Annotated in this window: 19 protein-coding genes and 1 pseudogene; 12 read left to right on the top strand and 8 right to left on the bottom strand. The window is 74.6% G+C overall.

All coding sequences use genetic code 11. The annotated features are described in order from the left end of the window. The first annotated feature begins 94 nt into the window (after window positions 1-94). From DQ238_RS03080 to DQ238_RS23470, 4 genes are all read left to right on the top strand, one after another. Window positions 95-1987: an ABC transporter ATP-binding protein gene (locus tag DQ238_RS03080; RefSeq protein WP_233495667.1), complete on the top strand. Its 1893-nt coding sequence runs from the start codon at window positions 95-97 to the stop codon at window positions 1985-1987. A gap of 43 nt (window positions 1988-2030) precedes the next feature. Further along, window positions 2031-2492, top strand: a complete 462-nt coding sequence (locus DQ238_RS03075; RefSeq protein WP_113779824.1) for an SgcJ/EcaC family oxidoreductase — start codon at window positions 2031-2033, stop codon at window positions 2490-2492. Next, a complete protein-coding gene (locus tag DQ238_RS23475; RefSeq protein WP_233495666.1) occupies window positions 2489-2809 on the top strand; it encodes a sulfurtransferase in 321 nt (106 codons plus the stop codon). Before DQ238_RS03075 ends, DQ238_RS23475 begins: the two co-directional genes overlap by 4 nt. 97 nt (window positions 2810-2906) lie before the next feature. Then, the gene (locus tag DQ238_RS23470) at window positions 2907-3395 is read left to right on the top strand and encodes a sulfurtransferase (RefSeq protein ID WP_233495665.1); all 489 of its coding nucleotides are present in this window, start codon (window positions 2907-2909) and stop codon (window positions 3393-3395) included. A gap of 16 nt (window positions 3396-3411) precedes the next feature. Here DQ238_RS23470 and DQ238_RS03065 read toward each other — a convergent pair whose 3' ends face one another. The 6 genes from DQ238_RS03065 to DQ238_RS03040 form a co-directional block, all read right to left on the bottom strand. Then, window positions 3412-4110 carry a hypothetical protein gene (locus DQ238_RS03065; protein ID WP_113779823.1) on the bottom strand — a complete coding sequence of 233 codons (699 nt, stop codon included), beginning with the start codon at window positions 4108-4110 and terminating at the stop codon, window positions 3412-3414. Between the two features lie 154 nt (window positions 4111-4264). Next, on the bottom strand, window positions 4265-4645 hold the full coding sequence (locus tag DQ238_RS03060; RefSeq protein ID WP_113779822.1) for a type II toxin-antitoxin system VapC family toxin: 381 nt from the start codon (window positions 4643-4645) through the stop codon (window positions 4265-4267). Then, entirely contained in the window at window positions 4642-4887 is a 246-nt protein-coding gene (locus tag DQ238_RS03055) for a type II toxin-antitoxin system Phd/YefM family antitoxin (protein ID WP_113779821.1), read from the bottom strand. Before DQ238_RS03055 ends, DQ238_RS03060 begins: the two co-directional genes overlap by 4 nt. A gap of 71 nt (window positions 4888-4958) precedes the next feature. Continuing rightward, window positions 4959-5765 (bottom strand): sirohydrochlorin chelatase, encoded by an 807-nt coding sequence (locus DQ238_RS03050; RefSeq protein WP_233495664.1) that lies wholly within the window; start codon window positions 5763-5765, stop codon window positions 4959-4961. Then, entirely contained in the window at window positions 5762-6508 is a 747-nt protein-coding gene (locus DQ238_RS03045) for an SDR family oxidoreductase (protein WP_113779820.1), read from the bottom strand. Before DQ238_RS03045 ends, DQ238_RS03050 begins: the two co-directional genes overlap by 4 nt. Window positions 6509-6535: 27 nt before the next feature. Beyond that, the gene (locus DQ238_RS03040; RefSeq protein ID WP_305037552.1) at window positions 6536-9418 is read right to left on the bottom strand and encodes an aconitate hydratase; all 2883 of its coding nucleotides are present in this window, start codon (window positions 9416-9418) and stop codon (window positions 6536-6538) included. A gap of 258 nt (window positions 9419-9676) precedes the next feature. On the opposite strand from DQ238_RS03040, the gene DQ238_RS03035 reads away from it, so the two are divergent. The 8 genes and pseudogenes from DQ238_RS03035 to DQ238_RS03000 all read left to right on the top strand — a co-directional run bounded on the left by DQ238_RS03035 (window position 9677) and on the right by DQ238_RS03000 (window position 17836). Next, window positions 9677-10420, top strand: a complete 744-nt coding sequence (locus tag DQ238_RS03035) for a Sir2 family NAD-dependent protein deacetylase (RefSeq protein WP_113779818.1) — start codon at window positions 9677-9679, stop codon at window positions 10418-10420. Then, window positions 10417-10821 (top strand): hypothetical protein, encoded by a 405-nt coding sequence (locus DQ238_RS03030; RefSeq protein WP_233495663.1) that lies wholly within the window; start codon window positions 10417-10419, stop codon window positions 10819-10821. Before DQ238_RS03035 ends, DQ238_RS03030 begins: the two co-directional genes overlap by 4 nt. Further along, on the top strand, window positions 10818-11240 hold the full coding sequence (locus tag DQ238_RS03025; RefSeq protein WP_113779817.1) for a DUF1772 domain-containing protein: 423 nt from the start codon (window positions 10818-10820) through the stop codon (window positions 11238-11240). Before DQ238_RS03030 ends, DQ238_RS03025 begins: the two co-directional genes overlap by 4 nt. A gap of 102 nt (window positions 11241-11342) precedes the next feature. Next, a complete protein-coding gene (locus DQ238_RS03020) occupies window positions 11343-12878 on the top strand; it encodes an AMP-binding protein (protein ID WP_113779816.1) in 1536 nt (511 codons plus the stop codon). 43 nt (window positions 12879-12921) lie between these two features. Next, on the top strand, window positions 12922-14253 hold the full coding sequence (locus DQ238_RS03015; RefSeq protein ID WP_233495662.1) for a C40 family peptidase: 1332 nt from the start codon (window positions 12922-12924) through the stop codon (window positions 14251-14253). A gap of 355 nt (window positions 14254-14608) precedes the next feature. Beyond that, window positions 14609-15529, top strand: a pseudogene (locus DQ238_RS03010) (AAA family ATPase); the annotation flags it as partial. Window positions 15530-15795: 266 nt separating this feature from the next. Beyond that, window positions 15796-16824 (top strand): DUF58 domain-containing protein, encoded by a 1029-nt coding sequence (locus DQ238_RS03005; RefSeq protein ID WP_113779815.1) that lies wholly within the window; start codon window positions 15796-15798, stop codon window positions 16822-16824. Window positions 16825-16879: 55 nt separating this feature from the next. After that, window positions 16880-17836 carry a VWA domain-containing protein gene (locus tag DQ238_RS03000; RefSeq protein WP_113779814.1) on the top strand — a complete coding sequence of 319 codons (957 nt, stop codon included), beginning with the start codon at window positions 16880-16882 and terminating at the stop codon, window positions 17834-17836. Between the two features lie 115 nt (window positions 17837-17951). Here the strand turns inward: DQ238_RS03000 and DQ238_RS02995 are convergent, their stop codons facing one another. Together DQ238_RS02995 and DQ238_RS02990 are read right to left on the bottom strand one after the other, a co-directional pair. Further along, window positions 17952-18923, bottom strand: a complete 972-nt coding sequence (locus DQ238_RS02995) for a zinc-binding dehydrogenase (protein ID WP_113779813.1) — start codon at window positions 18921-18923, stop codon at window positions 17952-17954. A gap of 97 nt (window positions 18924-19020) precedes the next feature. Then, complete coding sequence (locus tag DQ238_RS02990; RefSeq protein WP_158550700.1) at window positions 19021-19683, bottom strand: TetR/AcrR family transcriptional regulator; 663 nt, start codon at window positions 19681-19683, stop codon at window positions 19021-19023. Between the last annotated feature and the right edge of the window lie 6 nt (window positions 19684-19689).

Below are 19689 nucleotides of genomic sequence, written 5' to 3'. Positions count from 1 at the left end.
CCGGGAGACCGCCCGCGGAACAGGCCGCACCGGCGCGGTGTTGGCCTGGGGGTCCGCTCCCCGTGGGACCGGAGAGGGAGGAGGTGACGTGGACGTGAGCAGTCCCATGACCTCCATGGCGGCGATGCGCTCCTTCCGCCGCGACCCATCGGTGACCGCGCGTGAGCTGCCCAAGGGCACCGTCCGCCGCATCCTGGGCATCGCCCGGCCCTACCGCCGCGACCTGGTGTTCTTCCTGCTGCTGGTGATCGGCTCGTCGGTCATCGGCGTGCTGACCCCGCTGCTGGCCGGCCGGATCGTCAACCGGATCGCCAGCCTGGAGGGGACGGCGGCCGACATCGTCCGCATCGCGCTGCTGATCGCCGCGCTGGCGGTCGTGGACGCCGGCATCTCCCTGGCCACCCGCTGGTTCTCCGCCCGGATCGGCGAGGGCGTGATCTACGACCTGCGCAGCCGGGTGTTCGAGCACGTCCAGCGCATGCCGGTCGCCTTCTTCACCCGCACCCAGACCGGTGCGCTGGTCAGCCGGCTCAACAACGACGTCATCGGCGCGCAGCAGGCGTTCACCTCGACGCTGTCGGGGGTGCTGTCCAACGCCATCGGGCTGGTGCTCACCGCCGGCGTGATGTTCACGCTGTCCTGGCAGATCACCGCGCTGTCGCTGGTGCTGGTGCCGGTGTTCGTGCTGCCCGCCCGGCGGATCGGCCGGCGGCTGCAGGAGATCACCCGGGAGTCCTACGGGCTCAACGCCTCGATGAACGCCACGATGACCGAGCGGTTCAACGTCGCCGGCGCGCTGCTGGTCAAGCTCTTCGGCCGGCCCGCGGTCGAGGCGGAGGGGTTCCGCGGCCGGGCCGCCCGGGTCCGCGACATCGGCGTCGTCTCGGCGATGTACGGGCGCACCTTCTTCACCGCCCTCACCCTGGTGGCCGCGCTGGCGACCGCGCTGGTCTACGGCCTCGGCGGCTGGCTGGCGTTCACCGGCTCGCTCAGCCCCGGCGACGTCGTGGCGCTGGCGCTGCTGCTGTCCCGGCTGTACGGGCCGCTGACCGCGCTGTCCAACGTCCGGGTCGACGTCATGAGCGCGATGGTCAGCTTCGACCGCGTCTTCGAGGTGCTCGACCTGCAGCCGATGATCCGCCAGGCGCCTGACGCCGTCCCGGTGCCGGAGACCGACCGGTCGATCGAGTTCGAGCACGTCTCGTTCAGCTACCCGTCGGCCGCCGACGTCTCGCTGCCCTCGCTGGAGGAGGTCTCGCTGCCCGAGCACGGCGGGCCGACGGCGGTGCTGCACGACGTCTCCTTCCGCGTCGAGCCCGGACAGCTGGTCGCGCTGGTCGGCCACTCGGGGGCGGGCAAGTCGACGATCGCCAACCTGGTGCCGCGGCTGTACGACGCGACCAGCGGCACCGTGCGGGTGGGCGGGCTCGACGTCCGGCGCGCGACGCTGGACTCGCTGCGCGACGCGATCGGCGTGGTCAGCCAGGACGCGCACCTGTTCCACGACACCATCCGGGCCAACCTCCTCTACGCCCGACCCGAGGCGAGCGAGGAGCAGCTGTGGGCGGCGCTGAGCGGCGCCCGGATCGCCGGGCTGGTGCGCTCGCTGCCCGACGCGCTGGACACCGTCGTCGGCGACCGCGGCTACCGGCTCTCCGGCGGGGAGAAGCAGCGGCTGGCGATCGCCCGGGTGCTGCTCAAGGCGCCGGGGATCGTGATCCTCGACGAGGCGACCGCCCACCTGGACAGCGAGTCGGAGGTCGCTGTGCAGCACGCGCTGGACACCGCGCTCACCGGCCGGACGTCGCTGGTGATCGCCCACCGGCTGTCGACCATCCGCAGCGCCGACCAGATCCTGGTCGTCGACGACGGTCGCATCGTGGAGTCGGGCACGCACTCGCAGTTGCTGGCGCTCGGGGGGCGCTACGCGGACCTGTACCAGACCCAGTTCGCCGTCGGGGAGGGTCGGACGGTCGGTGCGGCGTGACCACTACCGTCACTCTGGTCCCGGGCACGATGAAGGAGTGAGCGTGACGTCAGCGCACCCCTACGACGCGCAGATCCGTGCGCTCTACACCCAGTTCATCGACGGGTGGAACCGGCGCAGCGGTGCCGCGGTCGCGGCCGGGTTCGCCGACGACGGGGACATCATCGGCCCCGACGGCACCCACCACCGTGGCCGGCTCTCCATCGCCGCCGACCTGCGCCAGGCCTTCGGCAACCACCCGACCCCCACCTACGTCGGCATCGTGCGCTCGGTCCGCCCGATGGCCACCGGCGTCGCGGTGCTGCTGGCCCACGCCGGGATGATCCCGCCCGGGGCGAGCGACTTCGACCCGGCGCTGCACACGGTGCACACGCTGGTCGCCGTGGACGAGGGGGGTCGCTGGCGGATCTCGCTGCTGCAGTCCACCCCGGCCGGCTGGTACCACCACCCCGGGGCCAAGGACGCGCTGACCCAGGAGCTGCGCGGGCTGCTGGCCCCGCAGTGACCCCACCCGCCGACGCGCCCGTGCTCGTCACCGCGGGCGAGCTGCGGGCGCGGCGAGCACGGACGGTACTGCTCGACGTCCGCTGGGCGCTGGGCGACCCGCACGGCCGTGCCCGGTACCGCTCCGGCCACCTGCCCGGGGCGGTCTTCGTCGACCTCGACGCCGAGCTCAGCGACCGGCCCTCCTCCACGGCAGGCCGCCATCCGCTGCCCTCGTTACAGCGACTGCAACGAGCCACTCGGCGGTGGGGGATCCGGACCGGCGACCCGGTCGTGGTCTACGACGACGTCGGCGGGCTGGCGGCTGCCCGGGCCTGAGGAAGGACCCCTCTGCCCCCCGCCACTCGCAGGCTCGCGGCGGAACCCTGCAGAGGGGCCGCGGGAGCGCTGGGGCGGGCTGGCCGACGTCCGGCTGTTGGACGGCGGCCTCGCGGCGTGGACCCGCGCCGGCGGGCCGGTGGAGACCGGCGACGTCGTCCCCGAGCCCGGCGACGTGACGCTGACCGGCGGCGGCATGCCGGTGGTCTCGATCGACGAGGCGGCGGCCCTGCCGGCGTCCGGCGGAGTGCTGCTCGACGCCCGGGCCGCCGAGCGCTACCGGGGGGACGTCGAGCCGGTGGATCCGCGCGCCGGGCACGTACCCGGCGCGGTCAGCGCACCGACCACCCGCAACCTGGCCGGCGACGGCACCTTCCTTCCAGCCGCTGTACTGACCGCGCGCTTCGCCGGGCTCGGGATCGCGCCGGGGCGCCCGGTCGCCGCCTACTGCGGATCCGGGGTCACCGCGGCCCACGAGGTCGCCGCCCTGGCCGTCGCGGGCATCGAGGCGGCGCTGTACCCCGGCTCCTGGTCGCAGTGGTCGGCCGACCCCGACCGGCCGGTGGCCACCGGCGACCGACCCTGACGGCGGTCCGCCGCGTTCAGGACAGCCGCCGCACGACGCCGGTGACCTCCGTCGCATGACCGACGAACGGGTCCTCCCGCCGGTGCAGGGCGAGCTCGACGACGCGCCCGTCGGCGGGCTCGTCCGGGCGGTCGTCGGCGGTGGCGCCGAGCAGCGAGGTGAGTCCCGCGACGGTCGGCTGCCACAGGGCCGCCCAGTTGCTCCCGGGCGGCACCGTGTACGACAGCTGCAGCTGCACCGGTCCGGCGGGCAGCGCCTGCGCGCCGGCCAGCTGCTCGCCGACCTGGGCGGTGAACGCGGGTGACCCGGCCGAGGTGTCGGTCCGCACGGCGAACCGGCGCTCGCCGGCCGGGAGGGGCACCGGCCGCGCCGGGCCGACGCGCAGGACGGAGTCCGCGGCGGCGGCCTTGGTGGCCCACACGCTGGTGAAGTCCCGCCCGTGGGCGCCCAGCCACTCCACCAGCGGGCCGAGGTAGCGGGCCAGGCCGTACTGGTCGAGCAGCCGGGCGTCGCCGGGCAGGCCGACGTCCAGGCGCAGGGCGAGTGGGCCACCGACCATCGGTGGCGGCCCCAGCGCCTGCTCGGCGGAGGTCACGAACTCCCGGACGTGCACCGGGTCTGGGTTGCCGGTCACCAGCCAGCCGACCAGGCGCGGCGGCATCTCCAGCGGCCGGGGGTCCCCCTCCGGGCGGGCGTAGAACTTGGGGTCGGCCATGGTCGCGAGCCTCCCCGGGACCGCGGGACCGGACAACCGCACGGCCCGCAGGACTGCTCGGACGGCGGGTCGGACGGCCACCGCGGCGTCGTAGCGGTCGAGCAGGACGGCGACGATCCGCTCGTCGGGCAGCAGGTCAGCTGCGGGGTCCGGATCAGGCCAGCGCGTCGACGACCAGGACGCCGTACGCCCGGAACCGCGGATCGGCGGTCACCACGGTCAGGTCTTCGGCTATGGCCTGTGCGATCAGCAGCCGGTCGAAGGGATCGCGGTGGTGCAGCGGGAGCTCGGCGACCGCCAGGCCGTGCGCTGGCGCGAGCGGCAGGATCCGCGCTCCGCTGGTCACCACGTGCGCATGGAGATCCCTGTCGAGCGAGAGCTCCCCCACAGTGGCCTTGACCCCGACCTCCGCGAAGGAGACGACGCTGACCAGCAGCCGGCTCACGTCCGCGATCGCCTGCTGAGCGCTCGCACCGAGTCGGCGGAGGCCGCTCGCCTGCCACAGCACGACGTACGTGTCGAGGAGGAGCCTCACGCCGGATCGTCGATCATGTCGTCGATCTCCGTGTCGGTGAACTCGGAGTCGTCCCCGATCCAGACGTGTCCTGCCATCGCCCCCCACTCAGCGAGGAAACGGCTCCCCGGCGATGGCGGCTCGACGGGTACGAGTCGGGCGACGGGGACGCCGTCTCGGGCGATCTCCACCTCCTCGCCGGCCTCTACTCGAGCCAGCAGCTTGGACAGCTCGGTCTTGGCCTGTCCCACGTTGACCTGCACAGGATGATCCTCACCGGGTTGGCCGAGCTCGGCCAAGTACCGACCTGGACTGGACCGAGCGTCCGCGACGGTCAACCGGACGCCGGGGCCCCGTCGTAGCGGTCGAGCAGCACCCGCACGATCCGCTCGTCGGGCAGCAGGGGGGCGCTGACCGCGTCGGCGCCGGCCCCGGCCAGCCGGTCGTGGAAGTGTCCCGGGGCGAGCAGGTAGGCGGCCACCACCACCCGCGCGGCGCCGTCCCGGCGTGCGGCGGCGACCGCGTCGGGCACCGGCGGCTGCGCGGCCGACCCGTAGCCGGTGCTCACGGGGCCGGCCCAGCGAAACTTCAGTTGCGCGGCGGTGGCCTCGACATCGGCGACCGACCGGGGGTCGCTGGACCCGGCGGCGGCGAGGACGACGGCGGTGGCGGGGTCGCGGGGGTCCGCGCCGGCGGCGAGCAGCCGATCGTGCAGCACGGCGACCAGCCGCGGGTCGGGCCCCAGCGGCCGGGCGGCGCGGGCCGAATCGTGCTCCCCCACGGCGCGGGCGATGTCGACGTGCACGTGGTACCCGCCGGACAGCAGCAGGGGGACGACGACGGCCGAGCGGCCCTCGGCGGCGAGGCCGGCCACGACGTCGGCCACGGTCGGCGGCTGGACGTCGACGAACGCCGCGGTCGTGGTCAGCCCCGGGCGCAGCCGGCGGGCGGCCAGGGCGAGCTCGGCGACCAGCCGGCGGCCGGTCGGGTTGCGGGTGCCGTGGGCGCAGGCGACGAGGACCGGGCCTTCTCGCAGGGGCCCGCCGCGAGCCCGGATGGCCCCGTCCAGGGCACCGCCCTGAGCCTGCGAGGGATGAGGAGGACGGGGTCCTTCTCGGGGGGCGAGGGGGTCCTCCTTCACGGCGTTCGGAGGCGGCCGCCGTCGACGGCCACCATCGTGCCGGTGACGTAGGAGGCGGCCGGGGAGAGGAGGAACGCGGCCACCCGGCCGAACTCCTCGGGCTGCCCGACCCGGCGCAGCGGGATGCCCTCGGCGGCCCGCGCCATCCCCTCCTCGCCGTACAGCGTGGCGGTGCGGTCGGTGGCGATGGTGCCCGGCATCAGCCCGACCACCCGGACCCCGCGCGGCCCGAGCTCGTCGGCCAGGCCCTTGGCAGTCATCGCCAGGCCGGGCCGCAGCCCATTGGAGACGGCCAGCCCGTCGAGCGGCTCGCGCACCGACGTGGACAGCACGAACGCGATCACCGAGCCGGCGCCCAGGTGCGGGACGAGCGCCCGGACCAGCCGCAGCGGGCCGAGCAGCACGCTGTCCACCCCGGCCCGCCAGTCCTCCTCGGCGGTGCCCAGCACGGTGCCCGGCGCCGGACCGCCGACGCTGACCAGCGCGCCGTCCACCCCGCCCAGCCGGTCGGTGGCCGCCTCGACCAGCCGCTCGGCGTCGCCGGGGTCGGCCAGGTCGGCGACGACCCCGGACGCCGCCGGCGCCCCGCCCAGCGCGGCGACGGCGGCGTCCACCGACTCCCGGGAGCGCGCGCTGAGCAGCACCCGCGCCCCGTCCTCGACCAGGGCCCGGGCGGTCGCGAACCCCAGCCCGCGGCTCGCGCCGGTCAGCAGGTAGCGGCGACCGCCCAGGCCCAGGTCCATCAGACGGCGTCCATCAGGCGGCGTCCATCAGGCCCTGGCCGACCCGCGGAGGGACCGCAGGACGTACTGCATGATCCCGCCGTTGCGGTAGTAGCTCGCCTCGCCAGGGGTGTCGATGCGCACCCGGGCGTCGAACTCCACGTCGCCGGCCTTCACCTTGACCGTGCGGGGCGTGCGGCCCTCGTCGAGCTCGGTGATGCCGGTGATCGTGAACTCCTCGTCGCCGGTCAGGCCCAGCGACTCCCGGTCCTGGCCCTCGGGGAACTGCAGGGGCAGCACGCCCATGCCGATGAGGTTGGAGCGGTGGATCCGCTCGTAGCTCTCGGCGATGACCGCGCGGACACCGAGGAGCGCCGTCCCCTTGGCCGCCCAGTCGCGCGACGAGCCGGAGCCGTACTCCTTGCCGGCGAGCACGACCAGCGGGATGCCGGCTTGCGCGTAGGCCACCGACGCGTCGTAGATCGTCGTCGTCTCGCCGGTGAGGTGGTTCTTGGTGACCCCGCCCTCGGTGCCGGGCACCAGCAGGTTGCGCAACCGGATGTTGGCGAACGTGCCGCGGATCATCACCTCGTGGTTCCCGCGCCGGGAGCCGTAGGAGTTGAAGTCGCGCCGCTCGACGCCGTGGTCCCGCAGGTACCTCCCCGCCGGGCTGTCCGGCTTGATCGAGCCGGCCGGGGAGATGTGGTCGGTGGTCACCGAGTCGCCGAGCACCGCCAGCGTGCGCGCGCCGGTGATGTCGGCCACCGGGGCCGGCCGGGCCGGCATGCCCTCGAAGTACGGCGGCTTGCGGACGTAGGTGCTCTCCGGGTCCCAGGCGAAGGTGTCCCCGGTCGGCGTGGGCAGGTTCTGCCACTGCTCGGTGCCGGCGAACACGTCGGCGTAGTCCTCGGCGAACATCTCCGCGGAGATGGCCTCGTCGATGACCTGCTGCACCTCGTGCGGCGAGGGCCAGATGTCGGACAGGTACACGTCCCGCCCGTCGGCGCCCCGGCCCAGCGGCTCGGAGGTGAGGTCGACGTCCATCGAGCCGGCCAGCGCGTAGGCGATCACCAACGGCGGGCTGGCCAGGTAGTTCATCTTGACGTCGGGGTTGATCCGGCCCTCGAAGTTGCGGTTGCCCGACAGCACCGAGACGACGGCGAGGTCGGCCTCGTTGACCGCGGCGCTGACCGGCTCGGGCAGCGGGCCGGAGTTGCCGATGCAGGTGGTGCAGCCGTAGCCGACCAAGTAGAAGCCGAGCTTCTCCAGGTACGGGGTCAGCTGGGCCTTCTCGTAGTAGTCCATGACGACCTTGGACCCCGGTGCCAGCGTCGTCTTCACCCACGGCTTGGTCGCCAGGCCCGCCTCGACGGCCTTCTTGGCCAACAGCGCCGCGCCGATCATCACTTGCGGGTTGGAGGTGTTGGTGCACGAGGTGATGGCCGCGATCACCACGGAGCCGTGGTCGACGTGGGTCTCGGTGCCGTCCTCGAGCACCACCCGGGTCGGCTTCGAGGCGCGGTCGGGTACCCGGTCGGGGACGACGGTGCGCGGCTTGCCGGCGCCGCCGTCGCCGTCCTCGTCGCCGGGGGCCGCGGTGGCCGGATCGGAGGCCGGGAACGACTCCGCCGAGGCCTCGTCGACGGCCGACTCCACCCCGTAGGGCTGCTCCTGCTGCGGGACGCCGGGCTCGCGGTCCTCGCCGCCGGTCACGTCGTCGGCCACGTAGTCGCCGAGCGCGGCGCGGAAGGAGGCCTTGGCGTCGGACAGGGCGACGCGGTCCTGCGGCCGCTTGGGGCCGGCGATCGACGGGACGACGGTGGAGAGGTCCAGCTCCAGGTACTCGGAGAACACCGGCTCGCGGGACGGGTCGTGCCAGAGGCCCTGCTCCTTGGCGTAGGCCTCGACCAGCGCCACCTGCTCCGGGGATCGGCCGGTCAGCCGCAGGTAGGCGATGGTCTCCTCGTCGATGGGGAACATCGCCGCGGTGGAGCCGAACTCCGGGCTCATGTTGCCGATCGTGGCGCGGTTGGCCAGCGGGACGGCGGAGACGCCCTCGCCGTAGAACTCCACGAACTTCCCGACCACGCCGTGGCGGCGCAGCATCTCGGTGATGGTGAGGACCAGGTCGGTGGCGGTGGAGCCGTCGGGTAGTTCGCCGGTCAGCTTGAAGCCGACCACCCGCGGGATGAGCATCGACACCGGCTGGCCGAGCATCGCGGCCTCGGCCTCGATACCGCCCACACCCCAGCCGAGCACCCCCAGGCCGTTGACCATCGTGGTGTGGGAGTCGGTGCCCACGCAGGTGTCGGGGTAGGCGATCACCCGCCCGCCCGCCCCAGGGTCGCCGTCCTCCCGGGAGAAGACCACGCGGGCCAGGTGCTCGATGTTGACCTGGTGCACGATGCCGGTGCCCGGGGGGACGACCTTGAAGTCGTCGAACGCACCCTGGCCCCAGCGCAGGAACTGGTAGCGCTCGCCGTTGCGCTGGTACTCGATCTCGACGTTGCGCTGAAAGGAGTCCTCGGTGCCGAAGACGTCGGCGATCACCGAGTGGTCGATGACCAGCTCGGCCGGCGCCAGCGGGTTGATCTTGTTCGGGTCGCCGCCGATCTCGGCCATGGCCTCGCGCATGGTGGCCAGGTCGACGATGCAGGGGACGCCGGTGAAGTCCTGCATGACCACGCGGGCCGGGGTGAACTGGATCTCCTGGTCCGGCTCGGCCTCCGGGTCCCAGGTCGCCAGGGCGCGGATGTGGTCGGCGGTGATGTCGGCGCCGTCCTCGGTGCGCAGCAGGTTCTCCAGCAGCACCTTCAGGCTGAAGGGCAGCCTCTTCGCGCCCTCCACCGCGTCGAGCCGGTAGATGTCGTAGTCGGTGCCGTCGACGGTGAGCGTCGACCGCGCCCCGAAGCTGTCCTTGCTGGCTGCCACGTCTTTCCGCCTACCCCTCAGCTGGTCCATTGCGCTCGGTCCACCGCGCTGCTTGCCACCCCGCATCATCCCAGCCGCCCGCCACGCTGCGCAGGTGAGGCGACCCTTGCCCGCCCTCCGTCCTCACCCGAGGAGCCCCCGGATGACCAGCTGAGCTGGTCGAGCGACGTCCGGGCTCGCGGTCGACGGTGAGCCAGGAAGCGCGACGGTGAGCTCACCTGAGCGTCCGGCAACCGGGCGGCTCCTACCGTGGACGCCGTGACCGGCCTGCCCGAGCCCCTGCCCGACTGGCTGACGTCGGCGCGGCGGGTCACCGTCCTCACCGGCGCCGGCATCTCCACCGACAGCGGCATCCCCGACTACCGCGGCCCGCAGGGGCTGTGGACGAGGGACCCGGACGCCGAGAAGCTGGTGACGCTGTCCTACTACGTCGCCGACCCCGAGATCCGCCGCCGCGCCTGGCTGATGCGCCGCGACACCGCACCGCACGCCCGCTCCAACGCCGGCCACCGCGCGCTGGTCGACCTGGAGCAGCAGGGCCGGCTGCGGGCGCTGCTCACCCAGAACGTCGACGGTCTGCACCAGGACGCCGGCTCGACCGCCGTCCTGGAGCTGCACGGGACCGTGCGCGAGGTCGAGTGCCTCTCCTGCCGCGACCGGACGACGATGGCCGAGGCGCTGGCCCGCGTCGACGCCGGGGAGCCCGACCCGGCCTGCCGGGTCTGCGGCGGCGTCCTCAAGTCGGCCACCATCAGCTTCGGCCAGGCCCTCGACCCGGCGGTCGTCGAGGCAGCCGCGGCGGCGGCCACCGATTGCGACGTCTTCCTCGCCGTCGGCACCTCGCTCACCGTGCACCCGGCCGCGGGCCTGGTCGACCTGGCCGCGGGGTCCGGCGCGCGGGTCGTCGTGGTCAACGCCCAGCCGACCCCCTACGACGACCTGGCCGACCTCGTCGTCCGCGAGCCGATCGGGACGTCGCTGCCCCGCCTGCTCACCCGGTGAGCCGGGAGGCCCCGCCGGGCGGGGCGCGGCGGGAGGCACTTCTCGCCCGCTACCGGCAGCTGGTCGGCGAGGAGCTGCCGCGGCGGGCGCGAGCCGACCGCTGGGTGGTCACCGCCGACCACTGCTTCGGCCGCATCCTCCTCGACTCCGCCGTGGGGGGCTGCTGGTACGACGTCCTCGACCGCCGCCGCTCGCCGGCGTCCGCACAGCTGACCGACGCGCAGCTGGCCGCCGCCGTCGCGCTGGCCGAGCGGGTGCTCGCCGAGGGCGACCCGCTGCTGCGCGAGCTCGACGCGCAGAGCCTGGCCTGGCGCGGTAAGAGGACCTCCCTGCCCCCCACCGCTCGCGCGCTCGCGGCGGGACCCTGCAGGGAGGCCGGCCCGGGCCGGCACTGCCGGTGACGCTGCTGGTCGTCCACCTGGCGCTCACCGCGGCCTACGCCGGCTTCCAGTGGACGGTGCGCGCGCTGGTCTACCCGCAGTTCACGCTGGTTCCGCCCGACGCCTTCCCCCGCTACGAGCGCCGCCACCAGCAGCTGGTCGTCCGGGTGGTCGGCCCGCTGTTCGCCGGCCAGGGCGTCACCACGCTGTGGCTGCTGACCGCCCGGCCGGCCGGGACGCCGCTGGCGCCGGTCCTCGTCGGCGCGGCCTGCCTGGCGGTGGTGCTGGTGGTCACCGGGCTGCTCGCCGTCCCGCTGCACCGCAGGCTCGGGGCGGGGTGGGACGACGCCGCCCTCCGCCGGCTGCTGCGCGTCGACACCGTCCGGGCGGTCGCGGCGACCGCGGGCACCGCGGCCGCGCTCTGGCTCGTGCTCGCCTGATCGCGGAGGGCTCGGCTCGCCGCGCGCAGGTGCGGCGCTAGCGTGACGGCCACCACGTCGAGCGGCTGACCACCACGGCAGCCCTGGGACCCGGGAGCCGGCATGCGCGTGCCCTTGACCACCCGTGACTTCCTCGACCGGGCCGAGCTGGTCTACGGCGACCGGGTCGGCATCGTGGACGAGCCCGACCAGCCCGCACCGTCGCTCGGCGAGCTGACCTACGGCGAGGTGGCCCGCCGCGGCCGGGCGCTGCAGGCCGGTCTCGACGCGCTCGGCGTGGGTGAGGGCGAGCGGGTGGCGGTCGTCAGCCACAACTCCGCCCGGCTGCTGGAGTGCCTGCTGGCGCTGCCGTCGTCGGGGCGGGTCGTGGTCCCGGTCAACTTCCGGTTGCAGCCGGAGGAGGTCAGCTACATCGTCGGCCACAGCGGCGCCCGGGTGCTGCTGGTCGACCCGGAGCTGGAGGCCGCGCTCAAGGGGGTCGACGCCGAGCACCGCCTCGGCACCGGCGAGGAGTACGAGCAGCTGCTGCGCTTCGACACCGAGCCGGCGCCCTGGTCGCAGCCCGACGAGGACGCCACCGCGACGATCAACTACACCAGCGGGACCACGGCCCGGCCCAAGGGCGTGCAGATGACCCACCGCAACATCTGGGTCAACGCGGTGACCTTCGGCATGCACGTGCAGGTCGGCGACCGCGACGTCCTGATGCACACGCTGCCGATGTTCCACTGCAACGGCTGGGGGATGCCGTACACGGTCACGGGCCTGGGCGGCCGGCACGTCGTGCTGCGCAAGGTCGACGGCGCGGAGATCCTGCGCCGGGTCGAGCGGCACGGCGTGACCCTGATGTGCGGCGCGCCGGCGGTGTGGAACGCCGTCCTGGACGCCGCGGCCGAGTGGGACGGCGAGATCCCCGGGCGCGACCGCGTGCGGATCGTGGTCGCCGGAGCCCCGCCGCCGTCGCGGATGATCGCCCGCGTCGAGGCCGAGCTCGGCTGGCAGTTCAACCAGATCTACGGCCTCACCGAGACCGCGCCCCTGCTCACCATCAACCGCCCCCGCGCCGAGTACGACGACCTCGACCCCGAGGAGCGGGCCCGGCGGCTGTCCCGGGCCGGGGTACCGTCGCTGGGCACCCGCCTGCAGGTGAGCGAGACCGGCGAGGTGCTGGCGCGCAGCAACACCGTGCTCGACGGCTACTGGCAGAACCCGGACGCCACGGCCGAGGCGCTCGAGGGCGGCTGGTTCCACACCGGCGACGGCGGCTCGATCGACGACGGCGGCTACCTCACCATCTCCGACCGCAAGAAGGACGTGATCATCACCGGCGGCGAGAACGTCTCGTCGATCGAGGTGGAGGACGCCGTCTTCAGCCACCCCGCGGTCGCGGAGGTCGCGGTCATCGGCGTCCCCGACGACAAGTGGGGCGAGATGGTCACCGCGATCGTCGTCCTCGCCGAGGGCCGGTCGGCGACGGCGGAGGAGATCATCGCCCACTGCAAGGCCCGCATCGCCGGGTACAAGGCCCCCAAGCGGGTCGAGTTCCGGGACGCCCTGGCTCGGACCGCGACCGGCAAGATCCAGAAGTTCAAGCTGCGCGAGGCGTTCTGGACGGACTCGGAGCGCCAGGTCAACTGAGCGCGGCGCACCGTGGTGGTCCGGCGACGGAAGAGGTCGGTTGGTGCTCTCCAGCGGGCGCACGACCCCGGGACGGGTCCTGGGGACGGCGGTCGGCATCGCTCTGGCGACGGCGGTGGCCGTGGGTGCGACGGCCGGGTCGGCGTCGGCCGCACCCGGAGGTCCCAGCGACACCCGGATCGCCTCGGCGCAGGCCGCCGCCGACGCCGCCGCCGTGCAGCTGGAGCAGACCAGGACCCGGCTGGCCACCGCCCAGGCCACCGTCTCCGAGGTGCAGGCCCGCGCCGCCATCGCCCTCGACGGCTACCAGGCCGAGCAGGCCGCCCTGCAGGCCGCCCGGTCCACCGCGCAGGACGCGCAGGTCGCCGCCGCCCGGGCCGCCGTCGCCGAGCAGGCCGCCCGGGACCAGCTCGTCGCCTTCGCCCGGCGCAGCTACGAGGACGGGAGCACCTATCCCGGTGCCGCCGCCCTGCTCAGCGCCGACGGCCCGGCCGAGCTGCTCGAGCGGGTGGCGCTGCTGGACGCCGCCGGCGCGGAGCGCAGCGACGAGGTCGACCGGTTCACCGCGGCCGCGCGGGAGGCCGCCACCGCCGCCGACACCGCGCGGAACTCGCTGCAGCAGGCCGACGTGCTGCAGCAGCAGGCCGCCGCGGCCCTGGCCGTCGCGCAGACCGCCGAGCGCCGGGCGCGCGCCGAGGCCGCCGACCTGGCCGCGCAGCAGGCCGACCTGCAGGCCCAGGCCGACGCCGCCCACGCCCAGCTGGTCGAGCTGCTCGGCGAGCAGCAGGCCGCCGCCCGCGCGGCCCAGGCGGACGCGGCCGCCGCGGCGGCCGCCGCAGCGGCCTCGAGCAGCGCCCGCCCGTCGTCCTCCGCGGGCTCCTCGTCGGATTCGACGTCGCACCCGTCGTCCTCCGACTCCGCGGGCCCGTCCACGGTCACCCGCACCACGGCCGGCCCCGCCTCCGGCTCCGCCGTGGACACCGCGATCGCCGCGGCCGAGCACTACGTCGGCACCCCGTACTCCTGGGGCGGCGGCGGCGCCCGAGGCCCGAGCTCCGGCATCGACCCGGACGCCGGCGTGGTCGGCTTCGACTGCAGCGGACTGGTCCAGTACGCCTACGCCCAGGCCGGCTTCCTCCTCCCCCGCAACGCCCGAGCGCAGTTCGCCGTCCTGCCCAAGGTGGCGGCGGCCGACCTGCAGCCCGGTGACCTGGTGTTCTGGGCGTCGGGCTCGGACTACACGTCGATCTACCACGTGGCGCTCTACATCGGCAACGGCCGGGTGGTCCAGGCTCCGCAGAGCGGCGACGTGGTGCGGATCTCGTCGATGTGGTTCGGCAGCGACTACTTCGGCGCCGTCCGGCCCACGGCCTGACGAGGGGCCCACGGCCTGACGAGGGGAAGGGCGTCGGGCAGCCACGGGGGGAGCTGCCCGACGCAGGAGGGAGGCTAGCAGTCACGCGCAGCCGCGGGCAGGGGTGTGCACGCGCCGTGCGCCCGGCTCGGCTGACCCGGGAGCGCGCCCGGCTGCCGCCTGGAACGTGTAGGAGACTGGCGCGCAGGACGGGCACGCTGCCCGTCGCCGGCCCCGCGACCTCTCAGGGACGCGGGTCCGCGGACCGGCACGACCAGGGAGCCCCGTGAGCAGCGCCGCCAGCACCCCCCTCGAGCAGACCGCCGGGTCGCCGGCCACCGGGCAGCCGGTGCCGCCGTCGGTCGACGCCGCCCGGCTGGAGCGGGTGCTGTTCGAGATCAAGCGGGTGATCGTCGGCCAGGACCGGCTCGTGGAGCGCATGCTGGTGTCGCTCCTGGCGCGCGGGCACGTGCTGCTCGAGGGCGTGCCCGGCGTGGCCAAGACCCTGGCGGTGGAGACCCTGGCCACGGTGGTCGGCGGCAGCTTCGCCCGCCTGCAGTTCACCCCCGACCTGGTGCCGGCCGACATCATCGGCACCCGCATCTACAAGGCCGGGCAGGACACCTTCGACACCGAGCTCGGCCCGGTCTTCGCCAACTTCGTCCTCACCGACGAGATCAACCGCGCGCCGGCCAAGGTGCAGTCGGCGCTGCTGGAGGTCATGGCCGAGCGCCAGGTCTCCATCGGCGGGGTGACCCACCCGCTGCCCGACCCGTTCCTCGTGCTGGCCACGCAGAACCCGATCGAGTCCGAGGGCGTCTACCCGCTGCCCGAGGCCCAGCGCGACCGCTTCCTCATGAAGGTGCTCGTCGACTACCCGAGCCCGGAGGAGGAGCGGGAGATCATCTACCGGATGGGTTCGGAGCCGCCGGTCGCCGAGACCGTGCTCGGGGCAGAGGACCTCCTCCGCATGCAGCACACCGCCTCCCGGGTGTTCGTCCACCACGCGCTGGTCGACTACGTCGTCCGGCTGGTGGTGGCCACCCGCGCCCCGCGGGAGCACGGCATGGACGACGTCGCCGCATGGGTCTCCTACGGCGCCAGCCCGCGCGCCTCCCTCGGGCTGATCGCCGCCAGCCGGGCGCTGGCGCTGCTGCGCGGGCGGGACTACGTGCTGCCGCAGGACGTCCTCGACGTCACCGCCGACGTGCTGCGCCACCGGCTGGTGCTCTCCTACGACGCGCTGGCCGACGGCGTGCCGGCCGACCACGTGGTCAAGCGGATCCTGCAGACGGTGCCGCTGCCGCAGGTCGCCCCCCGTCAGCGGGCCGGCGGCTCCGGTCCCGGCAACCCCGGTGGGCCGGCCGTCCCGCTCCCGTCCACCCCGTCTGCCCCACCGCAGTTCGGGCCGCCCGCCACGCCGTTCGGCGTCGCCGGCCAGCACGGCCCCGTGCCGCCCGGGACCGTGCCGCCGGCCCAGCCCGGCACGGCGCAGGTCCCGCCCGGCGCCACCGCGCAGCCGGGTTCCTCCCCGAACGGCTGGCCCCGCGGGTCGACGTCGGCGTGAGGCTCCCTCGCCGCTCCGCCGGCGCTGCGCTGCCGCCGCCGGCCGGGCCCGCGCCCACCCCCGGCTCGGGGATCGCCCCCGCACCCGGTGAGGGCACGCCGCCGCACTTCGCCGAGGGCCCGGCCGACGTCCTGTTCCAGCGGCTGGAGCTCACCGTCCGGCGCCGGCTCGACGGCCTGCTGCAGGGCGACCACCTGGGGCTGGTCCCCGGTTCGGGCACCGAGGCCGGCGACTCGCGCACCTACCACCCGGGGGACGACGTCCGGCGGATGGACTGGCCGGTGACCGCCCGCACCCAGGTCCCGCACGTCCGCGAGACGATCGCCGACCGCGAGCTGGAGACCTGGGCGGTGGTCGACCTCTCCGCCAGCCTGGACTTCGGCACCGCCACCTGCACCAAGCGCGACCTGGCCATCGCCGGCCTGGCCGCGGTCAGTCACCTCACCGTGCGCGGGGGCAACCGGCTGGGCGCCGTCGTCACCACCGGCGAGCGGGTCGACCGCTACCCGGCCGCGGCCGGACGGCTGGCCGCCGACCGGCTGCTGCGCGCCGTCGTCGCCACCCCGCGGGCCTCGGGCGGGCGCCGCGGCGACCTCGCCGCCGCGCTGGAGTCGCTGCGCCGCCCGCCGCGCCGCCGCGGGCTGGTGGTCGTCGTCTCGGACTTCCTGGGTTCCGACGCGCGGGGCTCCGCCGACTGGGAGCGCCCGCTGCGCGGCCTGTCCGCGCGGCACGAGCTGCTCGCCGTCGAGGTGGTCGACCCCCGCGAGCTGGAGCTGCCCGACGTCGGCCTGCTCACCGTCGTCGACCCGGAGAGCGGTCAGACCCTCGAGGTGCCCACCGGCGACGCGGAGTTCCGCGCCCGCTTCGCCGCCGGCGCCGCGGCCCAGCGGCAGGAGATCGCCGCCGCGCTGCGCCGGGCCGGCGCCGGTCACCTGCAGCTGCGCACGGACCGCGACTGGCTGATGGACGTGGTCCGTTTCGTCGCCGACCGCCGACGCGCGGGCTCCGGAGGGGCGTCGCGATGACGTGTCGGTTCAGACCTCGTGACCGCCGACGCGCGGGCTCCGGAGGGGCGTCGCGATGACCTTCCAGGCCCCGCTGTGGCTGCTCGCCCTGCTCGCCGTCGCGGCGCTGGTGGCGCTCTACGTCGTGCTCCAGCTGCGCCGCAGGGCCTATGCGGCCCGCTTCACCAACGTCGCGCTGCTCGGCACGCTGGTGCCCAGGCGGCCGGGGTGGCGGCGGCACCTGGCGTTCGGCCTGGTCGCCCTCGGACTGGCCGCGCTCGTGGTGTCCCTGGCGGTGCCGAGCACCGAGGTCCGGGTGCCGCGGGAGCGGGCCACGGTGGTCATGGCCGTCGACGTCTCGCTGTCGATGCAGGCCACCGACATCGAGCCCAGCCGGTTCCAGGCGATGCAGAAGGCGGCCAAGGAGTTCGTCGACGTCCTGCCCGCGCGGATCAACCTCGGGCTGGTGTCCTTCGCCGGCACCGCGAGCACGCTGGTCACGCCGACCACCGACCGCGGTCAGGTGCGCAACGCCATCGACAACCTCGACCTGGCCGAGTCGACGGCGATCGGCGAGGCGGTCTTCACCTCGCTCACCGCCATCGAGAACTTCCAGTCCTCGATCGACACCGGCACCGAGGAGCTGCCACCGGCCCGGATCGTGTTGCTCTCCGACGGCTACAACACCGTCGGCCGCCCCGACACCCAGGCGGTCGAGGCCGCGGTCGCTGCCGGCGTCCCGGTCTCGACCATCGCCTTCGGCACCGACTACGGCACCCTCGACCTCGACGGGGAGCGGGTGCCGGTGCCGGTGGACCGCGCCACGCTCGAGCAGATCGCCGACGACACCGGCGGCAGCTACAGCGAGGCGGCCAGCGCCGCGGAGCTCGAGCAGGTCTACCAGGACCTCGGCAGCCAGATCGGCTACACCACCGAGCCCCGCGACGTCAGCTACTGGTTCGTCCGCGGCGGCGTGCTCGTCGCGCTGATCGGCGTCGTCCTCAGCCTGATCTGGACCAACCGCCTCCTGTGACACCGTCGCCCTACCGGGCGACACCGCGGCCAGGGTGCCGTCCCCCGTCGCGTGGAGCCGCTGCGTCGCGCCTGCGGACCCCTCCAGGGCCCACTCGGCGCGACATCCCCCTCCGTCAGCGGGAGGGGTCGAGGGAGAGCTTGCCGGTGGTGCGGCGGGCCAGCAGGTCCTGGTGGGCCTCACGGACGGCGCTCAGCGGATAGCGCCCCCCGGCGATCGGCCCCAGCGCGCCCTCGGCGACCAGCGGCAGCAGCTCGCTCATCGCGTCATCCATCATCTCCGGCCGGGCCATGCAGTGCGCCAGCCAGAACCCGATGACCGCACGGCTCCTCTGCAGAAGCGCGCCGGGCGCGACCGGGCGGGTCTCCTGGCGCGCCGCCATCCCGTAGGTGACCAGCCGGCCGAACGGGGCCAGCGCCGACAGTGCGCCGGCGAACACGTTGCCGCCGGTCATCTCCAGGACGACGTCGACCGGCTGGCCGCCGTTGGCCTCGCGCAGCGCGGCGGTGAAGGCCTTCGGGTCGTCGTCGGCCAGGGCGGGGTCGAGGGAGGCGTCGGCGCCGAGCTCCTCGGTCAACGCCCGCTTCTCCGGGCTGGAGGCCGTGGCGATCACCCGGCCGGCGCCCCACCGCCGCGCGAGCTGGACAGCCAGCGACCCCACGCCGCCGGCGCCGGCGACCACCACCACCGACTCACCTGCGGCCAGGTGGGCGCTGGTGCGCAGCAGGTGCCAGGCCGTGGCCCCCTGAAGGACGACGGCCAGCGCCTGCTCGTCGCTCACGCCGTCGGGCACCTGCCAGGTCAGCCGCGGATGTGCCACGACCTTCTCGGCATAGCCGCCGCCGTCGAGCAGGCCCACCACCCGCGGTCCGCCGCCGGCCGGCGTCCCGACGAACTCCGCGCCCGGGACCAGCGGCAGCTGCTGCGGGGACAGGTAGCTGTTCTCGATCTGGTGGGTGTCGGCGTAGTTGACGCCGGCAGCAGCGACGTCGAACAGCTGCTGGTCGGGGCCGGGCTCCGGATCGGGCAGGTCGACGACGTCGAGGACCTCGGGGCCGCCGAAGCGGGTGATCTGCACAGCGCGCATGACAGTGAGGCTATGGCGTGGCGTGGGGGGCTGCGGATCCGACGGTGCTCCCTGCCTGGGTGACGTGGGCGCCCCGCCTCCGCAGGGGATCGTCCACCTAGCGCGGCTCCGGGCCTTCGGGCAGTCGCAGTCCGTCGAAGACGAGCCGGGTGATGCTGTCGGCGACGGCCTCGTGATCGACGGGGCGGCCGCCGAGGCGCGCGACGGTCGTGTGGAACCACGCCGCCCCGAACACGGACTGGACGACGAGGTCGACGTCGAACTCGCGGTGCCGCCACGACGACAGGTTCAGTTCGACGACTCGACGGACCTGCGTGAGGAAGGGCGCTATTCGCTCGCTGAAGTAGCCGCTGGCCGTGTGTGCGTCACCGAAGAGCATCACCCCGAGCAGAGGGGCCATCTCCTCCATGCCGTGCAGGAGATCGGTGAGGTACTGGCGCGTCCGCTCGTACATCGCCTCCCCGGTCTCGTCGAAGTCCGGGGGTGGTGCCCCGGAGAGCTCCACCATCCGCGCCACGGTCTCCTCGAGAGGTGTGACGACGGCGGCCTCGAAGAGCTCCTCCTTGGACCGGAAGTGCTTGTAGACGAGCGCCTCGGTGACGTCCGCCGCTGCGGCGATGTCCCGGGTCCGCGCGCCGGCGAGGCCGCGCTCCACGAAGACGCTGCGCGCCGCGGCGACGATCTGCGACCGGCGTTCGTCGGCGGAGAGCCGCTGCCGGGGTGAGAGGTCGGGGGGCTCGCCATCCGGCTCCGCCGTCACGCGAGG

The sequence above is a fragment of the Geodermatophilus sp. TF02-6 genome, assembly GCF_003319115.1.
Taxonomy (GTDB): Bacteria; Actinomycetota; Actinomycetes; order Mycobacteriales; family Geodermatophilaceae; genus Geodermatophilus.
The sequence above is the reverse complement of the archived record's forward strand: the minus strand, read 5'-3'. Positions and strand labels throughout refer to the sequence as shown.

Excerpts from the sequence above, each read along its gene's own strand:
- DQ238_RS03065 (WP_113779823.1), bottom strand. The coding sequence starts at position 4,110 with ATGGCCGACCCCAAGTTCTACGCCCGCCCGGAGGGGGACCCCCGGCCG.
- DQ238_RS03045 (WP_113779820.1), bottom strand. The coding sequence starts at position 6,508 with ATGGACCTGGGCCTGGGCGGTCGCCGCTACCTGCTGACCGGCGCGAGC.
- DQ238_RS03020 (WP_113779816.1), top strand. The coding sequence starts at position 11,343 with ATGCGCGTGCCCTTGACCACCCGTGACTTCCTCGACCGGGCCGAGCTG.
- DQ238_RS03000 (WP_113779814.1), top strand. The coding sequence starts at position 16,880 with ATGACCTTCCAGGCCCCGCTGTGGCTGCTCGCCCTGCTCGCCGTCGCG.
- DQ238_RS02995 (WP_113779813.1), bottom strand. The coding sequence starts at position 18,923 with ATGCGCGCTGTGCAGATCACCCGCTTCGGCGGCCCCGAGGTCCTCGAC.